At 69.8% G+C, this 22733-nt stretch carries 18 protein-coding genes; 4 read left to right on the top strand and 14 right to left on the bottom strand.

The window, feature by feature from the left end:
* Positions 1-117 precede the first annotated feature (117 nt).
* On the bottom strand, positions 118-1113 hold the full coding sequence (locus tag M4D77_RS18295; RefSeq protein WP_259936924.1) for an N-acetylglucosamine kinase: 996 nt from the start codon (positions 1111-1113) through the stop codon (positions 118-120).
* Between the two features lie 100 nt (positions 1114-1213).
* Between M4D77_RS18295 and M4D77_RS18290 the strand changes: the two genes are divergently transcribed.
* The gene (locus M4D77_RS18290) at positions 1214-1681 is read left to right on the top strand and encodes a nitroreductase family deazaflavin-dependent oxidoreductase (RefSeq protein ID WP_259936922.1); all 468 of its coding nucleotides are present in this window, start codon (positions 1214-1216) and stop codon (positions 1679-1681) included.
* Positions 1682-1707: 26 nt separating this feature from the next.
* Here the strand turns inward: M4D77_RS18290 and M4D77_RS18285 are convergent, their stop codons facing one another.
* Positions 1708-2700, bottom strand: coding sequence for a hypothetical protein (locus M4D77_RS18285; RefSeq protein WP_259936921.1), 993 nt, complete (start codon positions 2698-2700; stop codon positions 1708-1710).
* 31 nt (positions 2701-2731) lie between these two features.
* Positions 2732-4744 (bottom strand): molecular chaperone HtpG, encoded by a 2013-nt coding sequence (gene htpG, locus M4D77_RS18280; protein WP_259936920.1) that lies wholly within the window; start codon positions 4742-4744, stop codon positions 2732-2734.
* Positions 4745-4917: 173 nt separating this feature from the next.
* Here htpG and M4D77_RS18275 point away from each other — a divergent pair, with 173 nt between their 5' ends.
* A complete protein-coding gene (locus M4D77_RS18275) occupies positions 4918-5673 on the top strand; it encodes a PIG-L family deacetylase (RefSeq protein WP_065629859.1) in 756 nt (251 codons plus the stop codon).
* An 83-nt stretch (positions 5674-5756) separates the two neighbouring features.
* Here the strand turns inward: M4D77_RS18275 and recD are convergent, their stop codons facing one another.
* From recD to M4D77_RS18255, 4 genes are read right to left on the bottom strand one after another with little or no spacing between them, the layout of a single operon-like run.
* Complete coding sequence (gene recD, locus M4D77_RS18270; protein WP_259936916.1) at positions 5757-7664, bottom strand: exodeoxyribonuclease V subunit alpha; 1908 nt, start codon at positions 7662-7664, stop codon at positions 5757-5759.
* Positions 7661-11041, bottom strand: coding sequence for a UvrD-helicase domain-containing protein (locus M4D77_RS18265; RefSeq protein ID WP_065629857.1), 3381 nt, complete (start codon positions 11039-11041; stop codon positions 7661-7663). The genes recD and M4D77_RS18265 overlap by 4 nt, the downstream gene beginning before the upstream one ends.
* Positions 11038-14478: an exodeoxyribonuclease V subunit gamma gene (gene recC, locus M4D77_RS18260; protein ID WP_065629856.1), complete on the bottom strand. Its 3441-nt coding sequence runs from the start codon at positions 14476-14478 to the stop codon at positions 11038-11040. The genes M4D77_RS18265 and recC overlap by 4 nt, the downstream gene beginning before the upstream one ends.
* A gap of 31 nt (positions 14479-14509) precedes the next feature.
* Positions 14510-15025, bottom strand: coding sequence for a thioesterase family protein (locus M4D77_RS18255; RefSeq protein ID WP_065629855.1), 516 nt, complete (start codon positions 15023-15025; stop codon positions 14510-14512).
* Positions 15026-15158: 133 nt separating this feature from the next.
* Between M4D77_RS18255 and M4D77_RS18250 the strand changes: the two genes are divergently transcribed.
* On the top strand, positions 15159-15764 hold the full coding sequence (locus M4D77_RS18250) for a GNAT family N-acetyltransferase (protein ID WP_065629854.1): 606 nt from the start codon (positions 15159-15161) through the stop codon (positions 15762-15764).
* 169 nt (positions 15765-15933) lie between these two features.
* Positions 15934-17451 carry an NAD(P)/FAD-dependent oxidoreductase gene (locus tag M4D77_RS18245; protein ID WP_058253203.1) on the top strand — a complete coding sequence of 506 codons (1518 nt, stop codon included), beginning with the start codon at positions 15934-15936 and terminating at the stop codon, positions 17449-17451.
* A gap of 33 nt (positions 17452-17484) precedes the next feature.
* On the opposite strand, the gene M4D77_RS18240 is transcribed toward M4D77_RS18245, so the two are convergent.
* The 7 genes from M4D77_RS18240 to M4D77_RS18210 form a co-directional block, all read right to left on the bottom strand.
* A complete protein-coding gene (locus tag M4D77_RS18240) occupies positions 17485-18213 on the bottom strand; it encodes an urease accessory protein UreD (protein WP_065629853.1) in 729 nt (242 codons plus the stop codon).
* A gap of 2 nt (positions 18214-18215) precedes the next feature.
* The gene (ureG, locus tag M4D77_RS18235) at positions 18216-18902 is read right to left on the bottom strand and encodes an urease accessory protein UreG (protein ID WP_065629852.1); all 687 of its coding nucleotides are present in this window, start codon (positions 18900-18902) and stop codon (positions 18216-18218) included.
* A 61-nt stretch (positions 18903-18963) separates the two neighbouring features.
* Positions 18964-19629, bottom strand: a complete 666-nt coding sequence (locus tag M4D77_RS18230; protein ID WP_259936911.1) for an urease accessory protein UreF — start codon at positions 19627-19629, stop codon at positions 18964-18966.
* Positions 19629-21347, bottom strand: a complete 1719-nt coding sequence (locus M4D77_RS18225) for an urease subunit alpha (RefSeq protein ID WP_259936909.1) — start codon at positions 21345-21347, stop codon at positions 19629-19631. Before M4D77_RS18225 ends, M4D77_RS18230 begins: the two co-directional genes overlap by 1 nt.
* A gap of 3 nt (positions 21348-21350) precedes the next feature.
* Positions 21351-21725 (bottom strand): urease subunit beta, encoded by a 375-nt coding sequence (locus M4D77_RS18220; RefSeq protein ID WP_259936907.1) that lies wholly within the window; start codon positions 21723-21725, stop codon positions 21351-21353.
* 85 nt (positions 21726-21810) lie between these two features.
* Positions 21811-22113 carry an urease subunit gamma gene (locus tag M4D77_RS18215; protein WP_058253197.1) on the bottom strand — a complete coding sequence of 101 codons (303 nt, stop codon included), beginning with the start codon at positions 22111-22113 and terminating at the stop codon, positions 21811-21813.
* Between the two features lie 133 nt (positions 22114-22246).
* The gene (locus M4D77_RS18210) at positions 22247-22669 is read right to left on the bottom strand and encodes a PaaI family thioesterase (RefSeq protein WP_259936905.1); all 423 of its coding nucleotides are present in this window, start codon (positions 22667-22669) and stop codon (positions 22247-22249) included.
* Positions 22670-22733: the final 64 nt, after the last annotated feature.

The following is a 22733-nucleotide window of genomic DNA, read 5'->3' as shown; positions in this document are numbered from 1 at the left end:
CCGCAACCTGCCTCACCAGGCCCTTCGTGGCTCGTCGCTGGCGCTCCTCGCACCTCAGGGAGCAATGGTTATGTCGTTCCTTTGGATTAGGGAGCAATGGGGGTCGCTTCATTCGGATCAGGGAGTATCGGTCGCACGGTAGACGTGCTCGGACAGCGGGTGCGCGGCGTCGAGATCGGTGAGGAGTCGGACGCCGTCGAAGGGCGGGCCGTGCGGCGGTTCCACGGACACTCCCGCGGCTCGGCGAGAGATGGTGTCGGCGAACCGATTTCGGAGTCGATCACTGGCCGACATCACGCCGCCGACCCAGCTCACGCGTGCTGGCTCGCCGGGCCCGCGGCCGCTGCGGTGGAGCGCGGTCATCGCCGACGTCGCCAGTTCGTCGGCGGCGTCGTCGATGACCTGTTGGGCCACCGCATCCCCGGCCTCCGACGCGGCGTCGACCGCCCGGGCGAACGCGGCGATGCGTGCGACGCGGTCGGGGTCGGCCTGCACCGACATGTACAACTCGGCCAGCGGACCGAATTCCTCCTCGGTGGCCACGCGGAGTGCCGTCTCGGGCCCCCTGCCGTCGAAGGCGCGCAGTGCCGCGGTGATGCCCGACCGCCCGATCCAGTAGGCACTGCCGGCGTCGCCGAAGAGGTACCCCCAGCCGTCGACCCGGCAGACACCGCCCCGGCCGACCCCGAGGGTGACCACGCCCGTCCCGACCGCGGTGACCGCGCCGAACTCGTGACGATTCGCGGCCAGATACGCGGTCACCGAATCATGGGCGAGCGCAACGGAGTCGACGCCTGCGTCGCCGAGCGCGGCGAGGAGATCGATGGGGCGGGAGGCGCCGGGGGTCAGTCCGGACACGCCGGCCGCGACCACCGACGGGCCGGTCGACTTGTCGGGACCCGACCTCGCCTCCGCCGTTCGTAGGATGTCCCGCACGGTTGCGGCAATCTGCTCCACGACCGGTCGGTCGGTCCGGATCGGGGGCGCGTCGTGGTCGGAACCACCGTCGGGAGTCTCGATCCGCACGCGGGTTCCGGTCTGGCCGCCGTCGATCAAGATGCGCGTCACGCTGTCACCGGTCGTCACGGACCGCAACGCTACCCCGGTGCCCATCCGCCCGGCGGGCATCGAACCGTCACGGCGTCGGCGGAGAGTCGACACGGGTCCGGGGAGTCGACGTCGATTCGCCGAATCCCCGTGACACACTGGGCGCATGAAGGTGCGGCGCGGACTCGCGGTGAAGATCGGGTCGATCTCCTGGATGCCTCGCTTCCTCCCGCAGATCGTCAAGTGCGACAGCGTTCTTCAATCTGTGTCAGGACAGCGGCTGAGCCTGCTCGACATCGGTGATCTGCCGAACATCACGATCCGGGTCCCGGGCCGCAAGAGCGGTGCGATCCGGACGACGCAACTCCTGGCCGTCCCGGACGGGTCGGACTGGTTGATCGCCGGCTCCTACTTCGGCGGTCCCGAGATGCCGGCATGGGTCTTCAACCTCCGCGCTGCCGACGAGATCGAGATCATCGTCCACGGTGAGGTGTCGAAGGCGGTGCCCACCGAACTGGTCGACGCCGAGCGAGACGCGGCCTGGCAGACGCTGCGGGCAGTGTGGCCGAACTTCGATCTGTACGAGAAGCGCACCGACCGCCGCATCCCGGTGTTCCGGCTGCGACCGCGCTGACCCCACCCTGGTCGGAAGTCGGTGGGTCAGCCGTCGGTGACGAACTCGGGACCGCTCTCGGTGAGGTCGACATGGCCCACGAGGTACTGCTCGTCGACGGTCTCCACCCGGGGGCCGTCCGCGTCGTACTCGGGGGTGTAGGACACCCGCCAGCGCACCGGGCCGACGACGTCGACGACACCCAGATCCGACCCGTCCCGACTGCTGTCCCCCCTCGCATCCGAACCCGGATCACGGAGCAGATAGCGCAGCCCGGACAGGTCTTTCGGAGCCGTCCACCGCACACTGCCGTCCACCGCGGAGCGGTACAACCGTTGGGTACAGCCCGCGACCTGCCGACCCGCATCGGCCTGGGTCGACGCCGCACACGCGGTCAGGTGCGCCGACACCGAATCGCTGACGGCTCCGGCGCCGGTGGCGCTCAGTTCGCCGACGACGCGGACGGACATGGGTCCTCGCGGCGTGGTCGGAGGATCGTCGTCCGCGACGCGCGCGACGAAGTCGGTGTCGCGGGAGCCCCAGCGCTGCGGTCCAGGGAACACGTGCACCGTGTCCCCTTCCTCGACCTCGCCGCCGAAGAACGTCGGTTGCACGACCCGTAGCGACTCGATCCGGACCGCGATCGCGCCGTCGACGACGGCCCAGCCGTCGGCGACCCGTACGGTCCGGATCTCGGTGTCGATGACCCGGGCACCCATCCGGTATCTCGCCCGGACGTTCTCCTCCGGCGCGCCGTCGGCAGCAGGCCTGACCTCGATGTCGCCCAGCGGCGCCGCGGCGCGTTGAGCCCGCAGGACGTTGTCGGACAGAAACCGGGTGTCGGGGCGCGGGTCGATGACACCCAGAGCCGCGTCGGCATCGGCATCGGCGAGCGCGTCGAGATAGGTCTGCACCGCCTCGGACGGGGTGGTCGCCCGCTCGTCCTCGCGGGCCAGCCCGACGACGAGCGCGGCGACCAGCACCACTGCCAGGACGGACGCGACGCCGCCGAAGACGACGATCCGTCTTCGGCGGCTCACGCGCGGCGTACCCGTGGTCTGGACAGACCGATCAGGACTCCGAACCGGCCGACGGTCCGCTCGCCGCGAACGATTCGGTGAGACGACCGGCCAACAGCTTCGCGAACTCGGCCGGGTCGTCGAGCTCACCGCCCTCGGCGATGACGGCCATGCCGTACAGCAGCTTCGCCGTCGGCACCAGTTGTTCGTGATCCCCGGCTCCGTAGGCCTTGTTCAGCGCGGCGACGAGCGGGTGATCAGGGTTGAGCTCCAGTGCCCGCTTGGACTTGGGGAATTCCTGACCGGACGCCCGGTAGAGCTTCTCCAGCTGCGGAGACATCGAGAACGTGTCACCGACCAGGCACGCCGGCGACTCGGTGAGGCGCGACGAGAGTCGCGTCTCACTGACGTCGTCGGAGAGGGTGCTCGTGAGCCACCCCAGCAGGTCGGCGTAGGTCTTGTTCTGCTCCTCCTTGGCGGAATCGTCGGCGTCCTCGTCGTCACCGTCGAGGTCGACGGCGCCCTTGGCGATCGACTGGAACGACTTGCCGTCGAACTCCGCACCCGCCGAGACCCACATCTCGTCGACGGGATCGGACAGGACGAGAACCTCGATTCCCTTCGCGCGGAACGCTTCCATGTGCGGCGAGTTCACGATCTGCTGACGCGATTCGCCGGTCATGTAGTAGATCGTGTCCTGACCGCTCTTCATCCGGCCGATGTAGTCGGCGAGTGTGGTCAGTTCGTCCTCGGAGTGGGTGGTCGCGAACGACGAGGCCTTGAGGAGCGCCTCGCGGTTGTCCGGATCGTTGACCAGACCTTCCTTGAACACCCGGCCGAAGGCATCCCAGAACGTGCGGTAGTCGTCGGGCCGGCCGGCGCGCATCTCGGTGACCGTCGAGATCACCTTCTTGGTGAGCCGGCGACGGATCGCGCGGATCTGGCGGTCCTGTTGCAGGATCTCGCGGGACACGTTCAGCGACAGGTCGGCCGCGTCGACGACACCCTTGACGAAGCGCAGGTACTCCGGCATCAGTTCGGCGCAGTCGTCCATGATGAAGACGCGCTTGACGTAGAGGTGGATCCCGACCTTGCCGTCGCGCATGAACAGGTCGAACGGTGGCTGCGTCGGGATGAACAGCAGCGCCTGGTACTCGAAGGTGCCCTCGGCCTGCAGCGTGATGGTCTCCAGCGGCGCATCCCAGGCGTGGGAGACGTGCCGGTAGAACTCCTGGTACTCCTCGTCGGTCACCTCCGAGCGCGACTTGGCCCAGAGCGCCTTCATCGAGTTGATCGTCTCGGCCTCGACGACCGTCTTCGTCTCCGGGGCCTTCTTCTCGTCCGCGTCGTCGGCGTCGGAGGCCTCGGTGTCGGGGGTCTCCACCGGAACCGTCTTCTCGACGTCCATCCGGATCGGCCACGCGATGAAGTCCGAGTACCGCTTCACGAGCTGGCGAAGCTTGGTCGGATCCGAATAGTCGTAGAGGTGATCCTCGGTGTCGACGGGCTTGAGCGCCAACGTGACCGAGGTGCCCTGCGGCGCGTCGGGGACGTCGTCGATCGTGTAGGTTCCGTCGCCGGTCGACTCCCAGCGGGTGCCGGTGCTCTCCCCCGCCTTACGGGTCACCAGCGTGACCTTCTCGGCGACCATGAACGTCGAGTAGAAGCCGATGCCGAACTGTCCGATCAGTTCCTCGGCCGCCGCGTCGGACACCCCGTTCGCGCGGGCGTCCGCGAGCGACCGGCGCAACTCGGCCGTGCCCGACCGGGCCAGCGTGCCGATCAGGCCGACGACCTCGTCGCGGGTCATGCCGATGCCGTTGTCGGCGACGACCAGGGTCCGGGCCTCGGCATCGGGGTCGAGCGTGATGTGGAGGTCGGATGTGTCGACGTCGAGGTCTTTGTCGAGCAGGGACTCCAGCCGCAACTTGTCCAGTGCGTCGGATGCGTTGGAGATCAGCTCGCGCAGGAAGCTGTCCTTGTTGGAGTAGATCGAGTGGACCATGAGATCCAGCAGTTGCCGGGTCTCGGCCTGGAACTCGTGGACTTCGGGCTGAGCGCTCATCGCAGACCTCCATGTTCTGTTCTCGTGCACCGGACGGACGAACATCTCCGCCCCGGTGCGACACGTGTGACGGACACCGACTTTACCGAGCGGTGGTGTGGCTACCCTGGGTCGGGGACCGACTACCCCGCACGACATCCGTGCCGTGCGGGAACGATCAGGAAGCCAGGTGGATGGGCACACCCCGACTGCTGTTGGTGCACGCGCACCCCGACGACGAATCACTGTGGACCGGTGGCCTGATCGCGCGTCACACCGACGCCGGCGGCGAGGTCGACCTCGTGATGTGCACCTGGACCGACGGCACCGTCCGGCACCGCGAACTCGCCGACGCGGTCGACATCCTCGGCATGCCGCGCCCGCCGATCATGCTCGGCTATGCCGACGACCGGCGACCAGAATCCGCACCCGATGCGCAGCGGCTGTGCGAGGCGTCGTTCGACGAACAGGTCCGTGCGCTCACCCACCACATCCGGGCAGTGCAACCCGACATCGTGATCACCTACGACCCGCTGGGTATCTACGGTCACCCCGACCACGTCCACGCGCACCGGCTCGCGTGCGCGGCGGCCGACGCGGCGGCGTCGACGAAGCTCTATCACCGCGCCGGGCCGGCCTGGCGCGTGCGTTCGCTGTACTTCGCCACCATCCCGAAGTGGATGATGGACATCCTCGCGGAGAGTCTGTTCGCGGACATCCCCCGGGAGCAGCTACCCGGCACTCCGGAGTCGGAGATCGACGTGGTGGTCGACGTGTCGGATCTCGCGGCCCGCAAGAGGGCAGCCGTCACCGCCCACCGTTCGGAGATCGATCGCAGCCGGGCCATCTCCGGCTTCATGTCGCTGCCCGACGACATCCAGGAGAAGCTGCTCGGCGTCGAGTGTTATCAGCGCCGCGACCTCGTCCCCGGTGGTTGCGACCTGATCTAGGCGGTGTCGGGTCGACCGGGAGGTGCCGCGGCCCGCACACCCACCCCTTTTCCGGATTCCCACCGCGCTCGGACCGGGTGGGTTCACGGAAACGGGGTGGGTGTGCCGGGAGGCGGCGTCGCTCGATCATCCCGGTCGTCGAACGGCGTCACCGCCGATCGCAGACCGCTGGCCCGCTGCACGCGGCGGGCGACCGCCGCGGCCAGCACCTCGGGTGTCCCGACGATCCGCACGTGGTCGCGGGCGCGGGTGATGGCGGTGTACAGCAACTCCCGGGTGAGCAGTTCTGAGCCCGTGGGCGGGAGGATCACCGTGACCTGTCGGAACTGGCTGCCCTGGCTGCGGTGGATGGTCATCGCGTGAACCGACACGACGTCGGCGAGCTGCGTCGGGTGCAGGAGTCGCACCGATCCGCCGCGACGGAAGGCGACCCGGACGCCGTCGGCCCCCTGCGTCCGGCCCTCGGGATCGGCGATCACCACGCCCGTGTCGCCGTTGAACGTCGCCGTCTGGCGGTCGTTGGCGGTGACCAGGATGGGCTGTCCAGCATACCATCCGGCCAGCTCGGCGCCGGCGGTGCCCAGCCACTCGGTGATCCTGGCCGACCAGCCACGGACACCCCATGACCCCTCCCGGTGCGCGCACAGCACCCGGTGGGCGTCGAGCGCGTCGAGCGCCCCGTCGGCATCGGCACGACGGGCCGCTGCCCGCAGCGCCCGGCCCCATTCGACGAGATCGGCACGGACGGCATCGAGGTCGTCGGGCGCCACGAGTTCGACGTTCGGGACGTCGTCCGCGGCGACCAGTCTCAGGACTTCGTCTGCGTCACCGGCGTTCACGGCCGCCGCGACCCGCGAGATGCCGCCGCCGAAACGGAATTGGCGCCGCAGGGTGATCACGCCACCGGCGAGATGATCGGTGTCCTCGGGTTCCAGTTCATGATCAGCATCCAGGCCCACCGCCTCGAGCGCGGCCTGTGATACCGCCGTCACGGTTCCCGAATCTCCTTGCACTCCAGCGACATCCGCCCGTTCGACGAGATCCGCGAGCACCGCTCCGGCCTCGACCGACGCGAGCTGATGCGGGTCACCGACGAAGATCACCCGTGCATCCGGACGGACTGCGTCGAGCAGACGGCTCATCGCGGTCATCGACAGCATCGAGGTCTCGTCGACGACGATGACGTCGTGCGGCAGTGTCCGCCCGCGGCCGTACCTCGGGTTGGCACCCGGGCGCCAGCCGAGCAACGAGTGGAGCGTGACCGCGTGCGCCGTGACGGGAACCGTCGACTCCGCTTCCACCGAGGCCTGCAGCTGAGCCGCCGCCCGGCCCGTCGGCGCGCACAGTCCGATACGGAGGCCGGGTCCCTGCAGGGCGTCCAGTACCGCGAGAATGCGTGCGACCGTGTAGGTCTTGCCGGTGCCGGGACCGCCCGCCAGGACGGTGGTCCAGCGGGTCGCGGCGACCGCTGCCGCCAGCTTCTGCAGGTGCCCGTCCTCGGGCGAGGTGTAGACGGCGGCTATCGCAGCGCGCAGCGCATCGGCTTCGACCACGGGTGTCGTCTGTGCGCGGCGGGCCAGCGTCTCGCGGATCGTCTGTTCCTGCCGAAAGTACTTCTGGAGGTACACCAGCGGCCCATCGATGGACCGTCGCACCACCAACGGACGCAACGGACCCGCCTCGCTGCCCGCGACGAGCGGGCTCTCGAGCAGTGCGTCGAGCACCGCATCGGACGACGGGATGGTGAGGTCGGCGGTGTCGTCGCCGGCCAGCTCGCCCAAACGGTCCAGCGCGAGGCACGTCGAACCGAGCCGCACCGCACGGACCGCCAGCGCGGCGCCGAGACGCGCGGTCTCGGACACCGGCTCGGCGCACATCGTCACGAGACGGTCGGTGATGTGCACGTCCGCGGCGGCTAGGACTCCGGCCTCGTTCCACTCGGCGAGCACACCGGTGGCCCACTCCACCACCTGGACGTCGGACACGGTCATCGGGACGCTCCCGCCAGTGCATCGGACAATGCGAGGATCAGGTCTGCGGGCAGATCCCACTCGAACACGCCGCAACCGGGCGGCGTGCCCGGCCCGGCCATGCCGCGCACGAAGTGGTACTGCACCGGGCCGAGATGCCGGACCGGATCGTAGCCGACGACGCGCCAGCGCAGATACCTGTGCAGCGCAACCGAATACAGCATCGCCTGCAGCGGATAGTGGGCGGCGATCATCTCGCCTGCCATGGCCGCGGTGTCGAAGTCCTCGACGACCAGGTCCCCCGCCCGGATGCGGTTGGTCTTGTAGTCGACGACCACGTAGCGGTCGTCCGGGGTGCGCAGCACCGAGTCGATGCTGCCCGTCAGGAAGCCGCGCAGTTCACGATCGGGGAGCTCGCGGAGGTGATCGACGTAGTCACGCAACGGATCGTCGTCGGGCAGATACCGGTCCAGCAGTTCGGCGAACACCCCCGGCGTCGCCCCACGGGCGCCGGGGGCGCGATCCGGCGGCCCCAGCGGGAGCTCGAAGTCGAGCTCGGCGAGGCGATCTCCCGGCTCGACGCCCCAGAGATCGCCGAAACCGAGTGGCGTGGTGAGGACGCCGACGAGCGCGGCGACCAGTACGTCGGCGTCGATGTCGGCCGGCAGGACCCCGAGTGCGCGCGAACACAATTCGCGCACATGGGTCTCGATGTCGGGCGCCGAGGTGTCGACGTATTCGAGGACCTCGTGCACCAGGGTGCCGAACGTCGCCCCGTAGGGCAGGCCGTTCATCAGCGACGGCGTTCCCGCTCGGTGACCCTCGGCGGGCGGCTCGTCGAGCTCGACCGGGCCGGCCGGCTCGTCACCGAGGATGTCGTCGGCCGGTTCGCTACCGGTGGTGACGACGGAACCGGCGGGTGCCCCGGGTGCGCCGTGCGCGACATCGGCGACGATGGCCGAGTACGACGTGCGACGCCATTCCTGATCGATGGCGCGCCGGAACCGCGCGACCCCGAGGGTCGCCGGCTCGACATCGGCGTGCGGCGGGGCCGCCACCGCACCGGCCTCGATCCGGCCGGCGGGCTCGACCGAGATCGCGGCATCGCGCCCGGTCAGGGTACGTAGGACGCCGACACACGTGGCGTCGTCGTCGGGGATGGGGACGTCGGAGGCGACCGACCACACCGATTCGCCGGTCTCGGAAGGGATTCGGGTTGCGGTATCGCGCCCGAAGATCAGCCGGTGCAGCGGCCCGCTCGTTGTGTTCATCGACGGCGCCCACCACGCCACGACCTGCGATTGCGCCCGCGTCAGCGCGACGTAGAGCAGCCGGAGGTCTTCGCCGGCCGTCTCCTCGGCGTACCGCCTGCGCCGCGCCGCGCGGCCGGGCGCCTGCGCGCCACCGACATCGAGACGCCGGGTACCCGACTCGTCGTGGTAGGTGATGTTGCCGCGGTCGCCGATCCACGTCCCGTCCCAGCCGTAGGGCACGTAGACGATCGGGAACTGCAGGCCCTTGCTGGCATGCACGGTCATGATCTGGACGGCCTGCGTGTCGCGGTCGAGGCGCCGACTCTGGTCCTCGTATCGCTGGCGCGCGGACGTGTCGGCGATCCGCTCGGCCAGCCACTCGACGAGGCCACTGACTCCCGCCGAGGTCTCGACCACGTGCTTGTTGCAGAGCGCGGACACCTGCAGAAGATCGGTGAGGATGCGTTCACCGTTCTCGGTGGCCAGGACGCGCGCGGCGACACCGTGCGAGTCGAGCAGGCGCTGCGCCATCGCGGCGAACCCGCCCTGCACGAACACCCGTCCCAGCGATGCCAATTCGGCCCCGAGCTCGGCGACCTCGGGTTCGCCTGCGGTGGCCACCTTCTCGATCGACCAGCCGAGCAGGGTCGTGAGCGCCGCCAACCGCACGCGGTCCGCGCGGGAGGGTTGTTCGACGGCACGCATCACCCACAGCCAGTGCTGGGCCGCGGTCGTGGAGAACACGTTGACCCCCGACCCGATCACCGAGTTGATGCCGCGCTCGGCGAGCTCCCGCTGGAGCGGTTCGATGGTGCTGTTGAGCCGCACCAGGATCGCGATGTCGCCGGGATCCACCGGGCGGGAGGCTCCGTCGACCTCGAGCCGAGCGCCCTGGGCGAGGGTCTGCGCGATGTCGTCGGCGACATCGACCGCGATCCGGTCGCGGACGTCCTTCACCGCGGGCAGGTTGTAGGCGTTACGGGACGTGAAGTCGGTGCGCAGGAACGCGCGGATGCGTAGCGGCGGACGACCGTCGAGCCGGCTGCCCGGGTGTGCCGCCGAGACCGGATGCACCACGATGCCCGGATGTCCCAGCGCCGCTTCGCCGTACAGATGTCCGAGGGCGTCGACGAGCGCGCCGTCGGATCGCCGGTTCACGTCGAGCGCCTGCAAGGTGTCGGCCGAGGACACCGCGGCGAGGTAGCTCAGGACCTCGGCACCGCGGAATCCGTAGATCGACTGCTTGGGGTCGCCGACGAGGATGAGTCGGCGATGGCCGTGGAAGCACCGGCGCAAAATGTCCCACTGCAACGGGTCGGTGTCCTGGAACTCGTCGACCAGGACCACGGTGAAGGTGTTGCGGATACGTTCGCACGCGCGTTCGCCGACCACCGGGTCGGTCACGATGCGTTGCAGGATGGCCTGCAGGTCGTCGTAGGTCCGTACGCGCGCATCACGTTTGCGCGCCTCGACGATGCGGCGGACCGCGGACGCGAAACTCACCCGGCGGGCGGCCACCGCATCGGCACCCGGCCCGTCGATCGACTCGGAGGTGTCCGGCGCCAGTGCGACCGACGCCTGGCGTACCGCGTCGCGGGCGATCGACTGCGCCTCGGTGAAGTCGAATTCCGGTGTGTCGCTTGCCCAGAAACCGCGCAGGTAGAGGTCCAGCGCCACCTCTTCGGTGAGTTCGTCGACCTCTTCGACGATCGAGTAGACCAGTTCACGCTCACCCAGGAAGCCCAGCGCCTCCAGCATGCGGTTGCAGAACGTGTGGGTGGTCGCGATCGTCGACGCGTCGAAGTCGCTCAGAGCGCGGGCGAGATTGCGACGACGGGTGGCGACCTCGTCCGGTGATCCCTGCGCCAGCATCTGCAGCAGCGCGTCGTGGCCGGGGGCGGCACCGGGACGGTCGAGTCCGTCCAGCAACTCGCGCACGCGGTCTCGCATGCGTTCACGCAGCTCGGCGGTCGCGGCCCGGCTGAAGGTCACCAGCAGCATCTCCGAGATCGGGACTCCCTCGGCGATGTGCCGGGCGGCAAGTCCGACGATGGCGTAGGTCTTCCCGGTTCCGGCGCTCGCCTCCAGGACCGTGGTGTGATCCGGCAGGTCGGCGGTGACGTCGAAGGTGGCCGGCCGTCTCACGTGCCCTCCCGGTGCTCATCGAGTGGCACCCACACGGTTCGCGCCAGCCCGGCGAACAACGGTTCGTCGTCGGCCATGGGCAGTTCGACACCGCCGACGGTGCGATGGTCGGGCGTCGCGCTGTCGAGGAGGTCGTCGAAATCGACCTCGGCCAGCACGTCCCCGCCGAATGCGAGCTTCACATGCGGGTCGTGCGCGGCACCGAATCTGTCGTCGAAGTTCCGGCGGGCGTTGGCGAGCGAGAACGTGCTGCGCCGGCCGGGCCCGTCGTTCTCGACGAACGTGTACGCGGGTTCCAGCGGCAGCGGCAGCGGACGACGCAGACCCTCGTCGCGAAGCCGGACGAGGTCGTGGAGCAACGGCACCGGGTCCTCGGGGCGCCGGAGTCTGATGGTGCTGGTCCCGCCGCCTCGCGGGGCCCGCCCGATCAGGACCGCCGAGTCCACCGACCGCGCCGCGGCATTGCCCTGGGTCGCGGCGGCGGCCACCGCGAGAAGCGTGATCCAGCCGCTGAGTTGCTGTTTGGCCTTGAGCTTGGAGTACGTCGGCCGCACCAACGCGGCCGGCCCGGTGTCGCCGAACGCGTCACCGACCGTTCCGTGCACCCGGCGGCCGTCGGGTAGTCGGACCAGGACGTCGAGGGTCGTGGGAGTCCCTGTGCGCAACGGCTCGACGACGCCGTACAGCCGCGTGACCGTCCGCGAGATCGCGCGGAGCTCACGGGTGCCGAAGGCGAATGGCGGCAGCGTGCCGCGCCGGAGCTCGGCCGCCTCGCACTCCCCGATGGACACCCCGGTCAGCATCCGGGAGAGGAATCGGTCGCCGATCCCCCACTTGTCCAGTGGTTCCAGTTCGACGTCGAGCTGGTCGTCGTGTGGCCGGTCGTCGTCGGGGATGCGGGCACCGAGGCGCTGGCGGACGAACGCCACGATCGGGTCCACGTGGAAGTCGATGAGGGTCGCGAGGTCGATGTCTTCGGTGTCGGGGGTCCGTTCCGGCGCGGGCAGCACCTCGGCAGCGGCGACCACCACGCGCCGCGTCGGCTCGCGTAAGGCCTCGGCTCCGCGAAGTATCGACGCGTCGTGGCTGAACGGCCCCGCGATTCCCGGCACGCCACCGGGGGTGAAGTTCCGCGCGTCGAACCCGTGCAGCGAATGCCGGCGAACGGGACTCACGCCGGTCAGACCGGTGAGCGTGTCGACCAGTTCGCTCACGACCACAGCGGGCGGGATCCGCCGGCCGGAGACGGGGTCGGCGCCACTGTAGAAGACGAGGAGGGCATCTTGCGCGGCGCAGATCGCGTCGAGGAAACACTGCCGGTCCTCGTCCCGCGGATTGCGTTCGCCCACCAGCGGATCGACGCCGAGTACGTCATCCCCGTCGATACGCTGGACACGCGGGAACACCTCGGCGTCGATCCCGAGCAGCACGATCACCCGGTGCGGCACCGAGCGCATCGGCACCATCGTGCACACCGTCAGCTCTCCGGTGCGGAAGTTCGAGCGCGTCGGCCGGCCGGCGACCAGCGCCGACAGGAGGTCCCGCACGTCCGCCAGACGCAGCACCTCCTCCGGCTCGACCGGTCGGGTGTCCCCGAAGGCCTCGCTGAGCATTCGGATGGCCTGTGCCCGTTGCCAATCCTCGGCGGGCTCGGTCGCCGTCAGCGACGAGACGGCGTCGATGAGCGTCTCCGCCCATCGGTGCGCGGGAGCGGCTTCCCGCAGTTCGGCCAGCACCCGACCGAGTCGGTCGAGGAACTCGTCGAACCTGCCGACGAGATCGATGCCGGTACTCTCCACTCCGGCGAGCGGCAGTGCGGTACCGAGCCATTCGTCGTCGGCCTCCTCGGCGACGACGCCGAGGGCGATGCGGTCCAGGCCGGCGTCGAAGGTGCCCTGGCGGAACCGTTCGAGACCGTAGCGGGCGCGTTCGGCGACGCCTATCCCCCACCGGACGTTGCTGTGCGCCAGCCATTCCCGGATCAGATCCAGGTCGTCGTCGGTCATCGCGAACCGGGTTCTTACCGGCGGGGCGCCGAGGAGGTCGACGACGTCGCCTGCGGTCACCCGGCCCGCGGCCAGCTCCACGACTCCGACGATCACGTCGAGGATCGGGTTCACGTGGCGGATGCCACGGTCGGCGAGCCGCACTCGGAGGTCGAACGCCGGATGCGGCAGCCCCGCTTGTCCGAATGCGCCACGGATCAGGGGTGCGAAGGTCTCGACGTCCGGGCACATGATGAGGACATCGCGCGGCTGCAGCTCGGGATCGGCGGCGAACAGATGCAGCAACCGATCCCGCAGGACCTCGATCTGCCGCTCGGGCCCGTGACACGCGTGAACCTCGACGGACGGGTCCGCGGAGACGGTCGGGTCCGACGTGTCGGCGAGGCCGGGCGCGGGCGCGAGGTCGTCGCGGATCCCCGACTGGACGACGTGCAGCGCGGTATCGCCGAGCACCGACTCTCGCGGCACATGGTGGAGGTCCCGATCGACGATCGGAGCGAGCCGCGACTGGAGCTCCTGCAGATCACGGGAGAGACCGGCGAGCAGGGGGTTTCGCAGTTCGGGGAGCTCGCACTCCCCGCGTCGCGGTGGGACCCCGTTGCCGGAGTCGAGGTTGACCAGGGCACCGAGTTCCGCCCACAGCCGCGGACTCGGGTGGGGCACGAACAGGTGGACATCGTGGTGGACGGCCGCGGCCGCGGCGATCTGACGGAACGACTCGGTGATCCGCGTCGGCCCGAAGACCGACAGTCGTTCCGGCAATCCCCCCGCCGCGGGGTCGGTGCGCAGCCGATCGCAGACCGCGGCGAGATCCTCCGCGGGATGTGGCCGGCCGATCTCGGCGCGGACCGCGCGCCAGAACCCGGGCTGCCACGCCAGGTCGTCCCGCAGGAGGCGGCCGGCACCGTCGAGATCGTGGCCGGCGGCCCAGTCGGCGATCAGCGACGGGCGCGACCGCCCGTACCGGTCGAACAACTCGGCCAGATGGCGTGCGGTGGCGTAGCGGCGCCCGATCCGGGGCGAGGAGGTGTCGCCCGCGCCGATGTGCCGCGCGATCACGTCGAGCGCGGGGTCGTCGACGCGGTCGTCCAGGACACGCAGCACCGGCCACGTCAGTTCGGACGCGCGCCACGGATCGTCCGGCGCCGTCAGCGAGCCCGAGGTGTTCAGACGCGTATCACCGAGCACCGCCGCGACGATGGCGTCAGCCAGGCGGGGCGGTCCGGTGAAATCGATGTTGGCCGCGATCCCGTCGTCGCCGGCCCCTGCCCCCAGGCGTCGGGCCAGATGCTGGGCGAGCCACCGCTCGACTCCCGCGGCGGGAACCGACACGATCTCCGGGCGCATCGGGTCGCCCAGCGGGTGCGCGAGGACCTCGGCCAGCGCATCGGCCAGCGTGTCGGTGCGTTCGGCGCGGTGCAGGATGAGCATCGGACGACTGTGACTCCGGGGCCCGGCCCGGTCAGCCCGCGGCGTTCGACCGGGGCGTGTGGAAACGCACCGGCTCGCCGAGGCGCGCGGTCAGCAGCGGCCGGGCGTCGTCGGGGATCGGGGTGGGCCGGCCGGTGTCCGGGTCGACGACGACCATCGTGGTCTCGGCCGTGGCGCACAGCGTCCCGGACTGGTCGAACAGGCGCAGCGCCATGACGAACGACGACCGGCCCACGCGTCCGATGCAGGTGCGCACGTGCACCGGGTCGAGCGAGTAGTGCACGGGAGCGGAGAACTCGATGTCCTGACGCGCGACGAGGAACGAGAACTTCCGCGGCCGGTCGGGCATCCATTCATAGAACGAACGCACCCGGCTCTCCTCGAAGATCCGGGAGATCTGCACGTTGTTGATGTGGTTGTTGATGTCCATGTCGCCCCAGCGCAGCGCGACCGGGATGTCGAGGACGTAGTCCGGTCCGGCGGAACCGGCTGCGGTTGCCTCGGGATCGAGGGCATCTGGGTCGGGGGCATCTCGGTGGGGGGCCACGGCGCGATCTTAGTGCGGGACACGCGTAGGACGAACTGCAGGAGTCACAGCCGACCAGACCGTAGACTCACTCGCCGGGGCAGGACGTCAGGCGAAGCGGTGCGCGCACCCCCGCGCGCGGTGAGGGGCTCGGGTGAACATCGACACGGCACGGGCTCGGCTGCGCCCGGTGTCCGCCGTCGATGTCGACGAGCTCGTCCACCTCGACAGCGATCCCGAGGTCATGCGGTACGTGAGCGGCGGTGCCGCGACACCGCGCGCCGTGATCGAGGACTGGGTGGTCCCCCGCGCCGAGACCGAACACCGCAGACACGGCACCGGCACCTGGATCCTGTGCGACCCCGCCACCGCCGCCTTCCTCGGCTGGATCTCGCTGCGCACACCACGGCACAGCAACCGAGCCGAGCTCGAACTGAGCTATCGCCTCCGGCGCACGGTGTGGGGCCGCGGCCTCGCGACCGAGGCGGCGTTCGCCCTCGTCGCGTTCGCGTTCGACCACCTCGGCACCGAGCGCGTGTTCGCGAGCACGGTCGCCCGCAACGCGTCGTCGCGCCGCGTGATGGAGAAGCTCGGGATGACGCTCTGCGCCATCCACCTCTGCGACGACGCCGCGGACTCGGCCGAGCTGCTGACCATCCACCCGGACCGCGACCGGTCCGAGGTCGAATACGAGCTCCTACGGGCCGACTGGCAGCAGCGATCGCAACGATGGTCGTCGGCCGGGGGTCTCACCGCGTGAGCGCAACACCCCTCTGGCCGCGCCCATCGGATCATCATTGACTACCGTTGAGAACATGCACGGTCGTACTCCGGCCCCGGCGCTACACGGCCCCCTCGGGTAGCACCCCATTCGGTCCGCCGAAGTCCGCACGACCGTCGCCCAACGACCTGGAAGGAGATGTCTGGAGATGAGCAGCCCCGCCGTCCAGGCCCCCGCTGGAGCAGCCACGACCCGTCGGAAAGTGGTCATCATCGGTTCGGGCTTCGGCGGATTGTTCGCCGCCCAGCGACTGGCCAAGGCCGATGTCGATGTCACGCTGATCGCCAAGACCACTCACCACTTGTTCCAGCCGATGCTCTACCAGGTGGCGACCGGCATCGTCGCCGAGGGCGAGATCGCACCGGCGACCCGCGTGGTCCTGCGCAAGCAGAAGAACACCGCCGTCCTCATGGGTGACGTGTACGACATCGACCTCGAGGCCAAGACCGTCACCTCCCGCCTGCTCGAGCGCATCACGGTCACCCCGTACGACGACCTCATCGTCGCCGCCGGCGCCGATCAGTCGTACTTCGGCAACGATCACTTCGCCGAGTACGCGCCCGGCATGAAGACCATCGACCACGCACTCGAACTGCGCGGTCGGATCCTGGGAGCCTTCGAGCAGGCCGAGCTGTCCCACGACCCCGCCGAGCGCGCCAAGCTGCTGACCTTCGTGGTCGTCGGCGCGGGCCCCACCGGTGTCGAGTTGGCCGGCCAGATCGCCGAGATGAGCGACAAGACCCTCAAGGGCGCGTTCCGCAACATCGACCCGACCGAGGCCCGGGTGATCCTGCTCGATGCCGCGCCGGCTGTCCTGCCACCGTTCGGCCCGAAGCTCGGTGGCAAGGCCGCGGCCCGCCTCGAGCGCATGGGCGTCGAGATCCAGCTGAACGCGATGGTCGTCGACGTCGACTACGACGGCCTGGTCGTCAAAGAGAAGGACGGGACCACCCGCCGCATCGAGTCGCAGTGCAAGGTGTGGTCGGCCGGTGTGCAGGCCAGTCCGCTCGGCCAGCAGCTCGCCGAGCAGTCGGGCGTCGAACTCGACCGCGCCGGCCGGGTGAAGGTGCTTCCCGATCTGACCATCCCCGGCCATCCCGAGGTGTTCGTCGTCGGCGACATGATGGCCGTCGACGGGGTGCCGGGCGTCGCGCAGGGCGCGATCCAGGGCGGCCGCTATGCCGCGGACGCCATCAAGGCCGAGCTGAAGGGGCAGACCCCCGACCAGCGCAAGCCGTTCAGCTACTACGACAAGGGCTCGATGGCGACCATCTCGCGGTACTCCGCGGTGATGCAGGTCCCGATCCCCGGCATCAAGAAGACCTTCGAGACCGAGGGCTACTTCGCCTGGCTCGGCTGGCTGGCGCTGCACCTCGTGTATCTGGTCGGGTTCCGCAACCGCCTGAACACCCTGATCAACTGGTTCTTCGCGTTCACCACGCGCGGCCGTTCGCAGCTCGCGGTGACCGAGCAGCAGGTCTACGCGCGCACCGCGATCGGCCAGTTGTCGGCGCTCGAGAAGGCCGGCGAGACCTCCGATGCGGAACCGGCGAAGACCGATGCCGGGACGGTGGACACCGCGTCGACCGCTCCCGGGGCGACGGGCTCGGTCCCCACCGAGGGCAAGGACGCGGACGGCAAGGAATCCGAGGCCGAGGCCAGCTGATCCGCGGACGGCGGCCGGCCCGCCGGCGGTCGTCTACGGCACGACGGCCAGTGAGTCGATCTCCAGGCCGTCGGCCAGCCGCCGCGCGGTGCTGACCGAGGTCCCGAGCGCGGTGGTCAGACTGGCGCCGCCGGCCAGCTGGAGACGCGCGGCGAACTCGGTCCCGTGCACGTCGCCGGGCCGGTTGTCGGGGTACCGGAATACGCTGCTCGCCGCCCGGTGGCCCGCGGCCCCCGCGGGTGTGCCCTGACCGAGCGAGAGCCGATGGACCAGCACCACTTGATCGTCGACCTCGACGCGCAGACCCCCGGTCCAGGCACCCATCCGGTCGCGGTCGACCAGGGTGGCGTCCGTCATGCTCGCCGCCCGGCCGATCTGGACGTGCTCGTGTAGATCGAGGGTGGCGCCGGCGGCGAGTCGTGCCGTGATGTCCGAGCGGTGGACCGCGCCACCGGCGACGACCGTCGGTTGCGGGTCGATGCGCAGGCGACCACCGTCGCCGACGGCGATCTCCCACCGAGCCGACGAGTCCGGACGGTCGCGGGCCGGCAGCGCGATCGTCGCCGCGACGCTGCCGACTCGCAACTGCGCACCCGGTTCGACCTCGATGCGCACCACGATCTCGTCACCACCGAGCGGCGTGGCGGCGGTGCCGATCAGCTGAACGTGGCCCGGCGCGGTCACCCGCACGCCCAGTCCCCCGACCGCCCGATGACGCACGCCACGCTCGACGGTGGCGACGATGTCGACCTCGGTGCGCATCGTCACCCGGCGGCGACCGGGGCCGCCAGTTGGGCCCGGACCCAGGCCAGCACATCCGTCGCGGCCGGGTCCTGAGTCAGCGAGATCATGGCGGTCTGCCGGCCCTCGCGGACCTTCGCCGCGTCGCGCCGCATGACGTCGAGGTCGGCGTTGACGCGTTCGGCCAGATCGATCTTGTTGATCACCAACAGGTCCGAGAACGTGACGCCGGGTCCGCCCTTGCGGGGCACCTTGTCCCCGCCCGCGACGTCGATGACGAAGATCTGCACGTCGATCAGACCTGTCGAGAACGTCGCGGTGAGATTGTCGCCGCCCGATTCCACGAGGATCAGATCCAGCGGCGGGTTCGCCTCGACGAGATCATCGATGGCGTCGAGATTGGCGGTGATGTCGTCCCGGATGGCGGTGTGCGGACATCCGCCGGTCTGGACGGCGGTGATCCGTTCGTCGGGCAGAACAGCGTTGCGGCGCAGGAAGTCGGCGTCCTCGGTCGTGTAGATGTCGTTGGTCAACACGGCGACCGACAACTCGTCCCGGAGCTGTCGGCACAGTGCGGCCACCAGCGCGGTCTTGCCCGATCCGACCGGGCCACCGACACCGATGCGCAGCGCCTCGCCGGGCTCGCGCTTGCGGCGCGGCCGGTTGTGGTCGTGGGTGTGCGGCTGCCCGTCGATGAGATGCGGGGGCATGGGAACTCCTCTCGGTTCGCGACGGCGACTTCGCCGGGTCACGGGATGGGTGGGGCGGTGGTCAGGACATGAACAGCGGCATCGGTTGCCGCTCGTGGCGTTCGGCGAAGATGTCGAGCACCGGATCGGACAGGTCCGCCAGGCCGACCGCGGCCTCGGCGGCGACGCGTTCGCACTCGGGACCGAGTTCGGCGATCATGATCGACACGTCGGCCGGGTCGAGTGCGAGCAGGCGCTGGCCGGCGGTCGCCGACCCGCTCATCGTGGTGTACACGAGGATCAGGGCCGTGTGAAAACCCGACAGCGAGGACACCGCGCCGATCGACCCGCTGATGACCGGGAGGTGAGTCGACGGCCGGTGGGCCGACCAGTCGGCGTCCGGCCACATCCGCCGCGCCAGCCGCACCATCCCCCGGCCCTGCGCCAGCGACGCCTTCCGTGCGGCCGCCGACGGTGTGCGCGCATCGGTTTCGCGTTGCGCGCGGGGCACGTCGAGCCCGCCGCCGGCCACGGCCGCCGCCACCGACGCCGCGACGAGACCGCTCGTGGTCACCCGGCGGTACAGGAAGGACGCGAGATCGCCTGCGGTGCAGATGAATCCGTCGGTGATCGCCTGCTCGACGCCGCCGGAGTGGACGTGCCCGCCCACCGGTAGACGCGAATCCGCCAGGGCCAGCATCATCGCCAGCGGCGCGGAGGCGCCCGGGTTCGTATCGTCGGGTCGCATCAGAACAGGAAATACCGTTGCGCCATCGGGAGTTCGGCGACGGGCTCGGACTCCCACACCTCACCGTCGACCCGCACCGTGAACGTGTCGGGGTCGACCTCGATCGTCGGGCAGGCGTCGTTGTTGACCATGTCGGCCTTCCCGACGCCGCGGGTGTTCTTGACCGGGACGAGCCTGCGGTCGACCCCGACGCGCCCGGCGAGATCGGCGTCGACACCCGGGGCGACGAAGCTGACCGACGTGGCGGCCGCGAGTTTCGGTGCGGCGCCGAACATCGGGCGCGGGAAGACCGGTTGCGGCGTGGGGATCGAGGCGTTGGCGTCGCCCATCGCCGCCCACGCGATGGCGCCCCCCTTGATGACCAGATCGGGCCGGATCCCGAAGAACGCCGGGTCCCACAGCACGAGGTCGGCGAGCTTGCCGACCTCGACCGAACCGATCTCGTCGTCGAAGCCGTGCGCACGCGCCGGACAGATTGTGTACTTAGCGATGTAACGCCGTGCGCGATTGTTGTCCGCCCGACCGTCGCCGGGCAGCGATCCGCGTTTGCGCTTCATCACGTGCGCCGTCTGCCACGTCCGGAGCACGACTTCGCCGATCCGGCCCATCGCCTGCGAGTCCGAGCCGATCATCGAGATGGCGCCCAGATCGTGCAGGAGGTCTTCGGCCGCGATCGTGGACGGCCGGATCCGGCTCTCGGCGAAGGCGAGGTCCTCCGGCACGGTGGGGTTGAGATGGTGGCAGACCATCAACATGTCGAGGTGCTCGTCGAGTGTGTTGACCGTGTGCGGGCGCGTCGGATTCGTCGACGACGGAAGCACATTCGGGTAGGCCGCGACCGTGATGATGTCCGGCGCGTGACCGCCGCCCGCGCCCTCGGTGTGGTAGGCGTGGATGCCGCGACCGGCGATCGCGCCGAGGGTCGTCTCCACGAACCCGGCCTCGTTCAAGGTGTCGGAGTGCAGCGCGACCTGGACACCGGTCTCGTCGGCCACCCGCAGGCAGGCGTCGATGGCCGCGGGCGTACTGCCCCAGTCCTCGTGCAGCTTGAAACCCGAAGCGCCTGCGCGGATCTGCTCGTGCATCGACTCGGCGCTGACGGTGTTGCCCTTGCCGAGGAGCGCGATGTTCATCGGCCAGTGATCGGTCGCGGCGAGGATCGAGGCCAGATGCCACGCGCCGGGTGTCACGGTGGTGGCCTTGCTGCCCTCGGCCGGACCCGTACCGCCGCCGATCACGGTGGTGATCCCGTTACCCAGCGCCTCGTCCATGATCTGCGGACAGATGAAGTGCACATGGCAGTCGATGGCGCCGGCGGTGACGATCTTGCCGTTGCCGGCGACGATCTCGGTCGACGGCCCGATGACCAGGTCCGGATGCACCCCGTCCATGGTGTCGGGATTGCCCGCCTTGCCCATCGCGACGATGCGACCGTCCCGAATTCCCAGGTCGGCCTTGATGATTCCCCAGTGATCGAGGACCACGACGCCGGTGATGACGGTGTCGGGGGCGCCGTCGGCGCGGGTCGCCCGGCTCTGTCCCATCGACTCGCGAATCACCTTGCCACCGCCGAAGACGGCCTCGTCTCCGGCGCGACCCGGTCCGCCCGACAGGTCCTCGGTGACCTCGATGAGCAGATCGGTGTCGGCGAGGCGGATCAGATCGCCCGTGGTCGGGCCGAACAGCTGTGCGTACCGGTCGCGTCCCAGGATGGCCATGCGTCACTCACTCTCGTCGGTACGGACGGCGTCGACCGGTCCGCAGACGCCGGGGGGCGCCAGGGAGATCCCGTACACCTCGCGGGTTCCGCCGAGCGGGACGAGACCGACGGTCATCTCGATACCCGGCTCGAACCGCACCGCGGTCCCGGCCGGGATGTCGAGGCGACGGCCGTGCGCACAGGCGCGGTCGAAGACCAGTGCCTCATTCGACTGCGGGAAGTGCACGTGACTGCCGACCTGCACCGGACGATCGCCGGAGTTCACGACCCGCAGTTCGACGGCGTCGGCACCCGCGTTGAGCTCGATGGTCCCGTCGGCCGCGATGACCTCACCCGGCACGAGCGTCGATCGCGGCCCGGGATGCGTACCCGACATTTCGGTCTCCTCTGGACTGCTGGTGTTCGATGGACGGGCGCTGGGCGCCACGATCCACCTCGGACGGTGCCCCGATCGCGGGGCGTCAGGCGATCGGGTCGTGCACGGTCACCAGCTTGGTGCCGTCGGGGAAGGTCGCCTCCACCTGGACGTCGTGCAGCATCTCCGGCACCCCGTCCATGACGTCGTCGCGTCGGAGCACCTCGCGGCCGGAGGTCATCAGCTCGGCCACCGACCGGCCGTCGCGCGCGCCTTCCAGGACGTGATCGGTGATCAGCGCGACCGACTCCGGGTGGTTGAGCTTCAGGCCGCGCCCCTGTCGCCGCCGGGCCAGCTCGGCCGCGTATGAGATCAACAGCCGTTCTTGTTCATGCGGCGACAGTCGCACCGGGAGCGCTCCTCGAGAGTGTTCGGCCGGACGGTCTGTTCGGTGGGTCCGGCCGGGCAGTAGGGGTCATCCTGCCATGCCGACACGGGGTCGGCGCGCCGAGTGGCGATGGGGTGACGCGGGCCTCAACGGCCTATGTGACCTCGATGTTCTGCAGCCGCACCTGCGATTTGGCCAGCAGCTTTCCGTCTTGGTCGACCATGTCGACAGCCCACAGCTGCTGGCGACGGCCCCGGTGGATCGGGGTGGACGTCGCGGTGACCGTGCCGGCGCGGACGGACCGGAGGAAGTCAGTGTTGTTGTTCACCCCGACGGCGGTGCCGCCGATCCCGGAGTCCTGCAGCCAGAGGAAACCGCTCATGCTGGCGACACTCTCACCGACCGCGCAATAGACACCGCCGTGCACGATGCCGAACGGCTGATGATGGCGCTCGGTGATCTCCATCGTGGCCACGATCCGGTCCGGCCCGGCCTCGACGACCTCGAGTCCCAGGACGCCGTCGAGTCCTTTGCCGAATGATTCCCGGAGAACATCGTCCGCACTGTCAGCAGTCATGACGTCAACAGTCGCATGCCGGTCGGGTCGTGGCGACAGCAGTCCGGGACTCGGCGGGGAACCG

The sequence above is a fragment of the Gordonia sp. p3-SID1431 genome (assembly GCF_025143765.1).
Lineage (GTDB): Bacteria > Actinomycetota > Actinomycetes > Mycobacteriales > Mycobacteriaceae > Gordonia > Gordonia hongkongensis.
The sequence above is the reverse complement of the archived record's forward strand: the minus strand, read 5'-3'. Positions and strand labels throughout refer to the sequence as shown.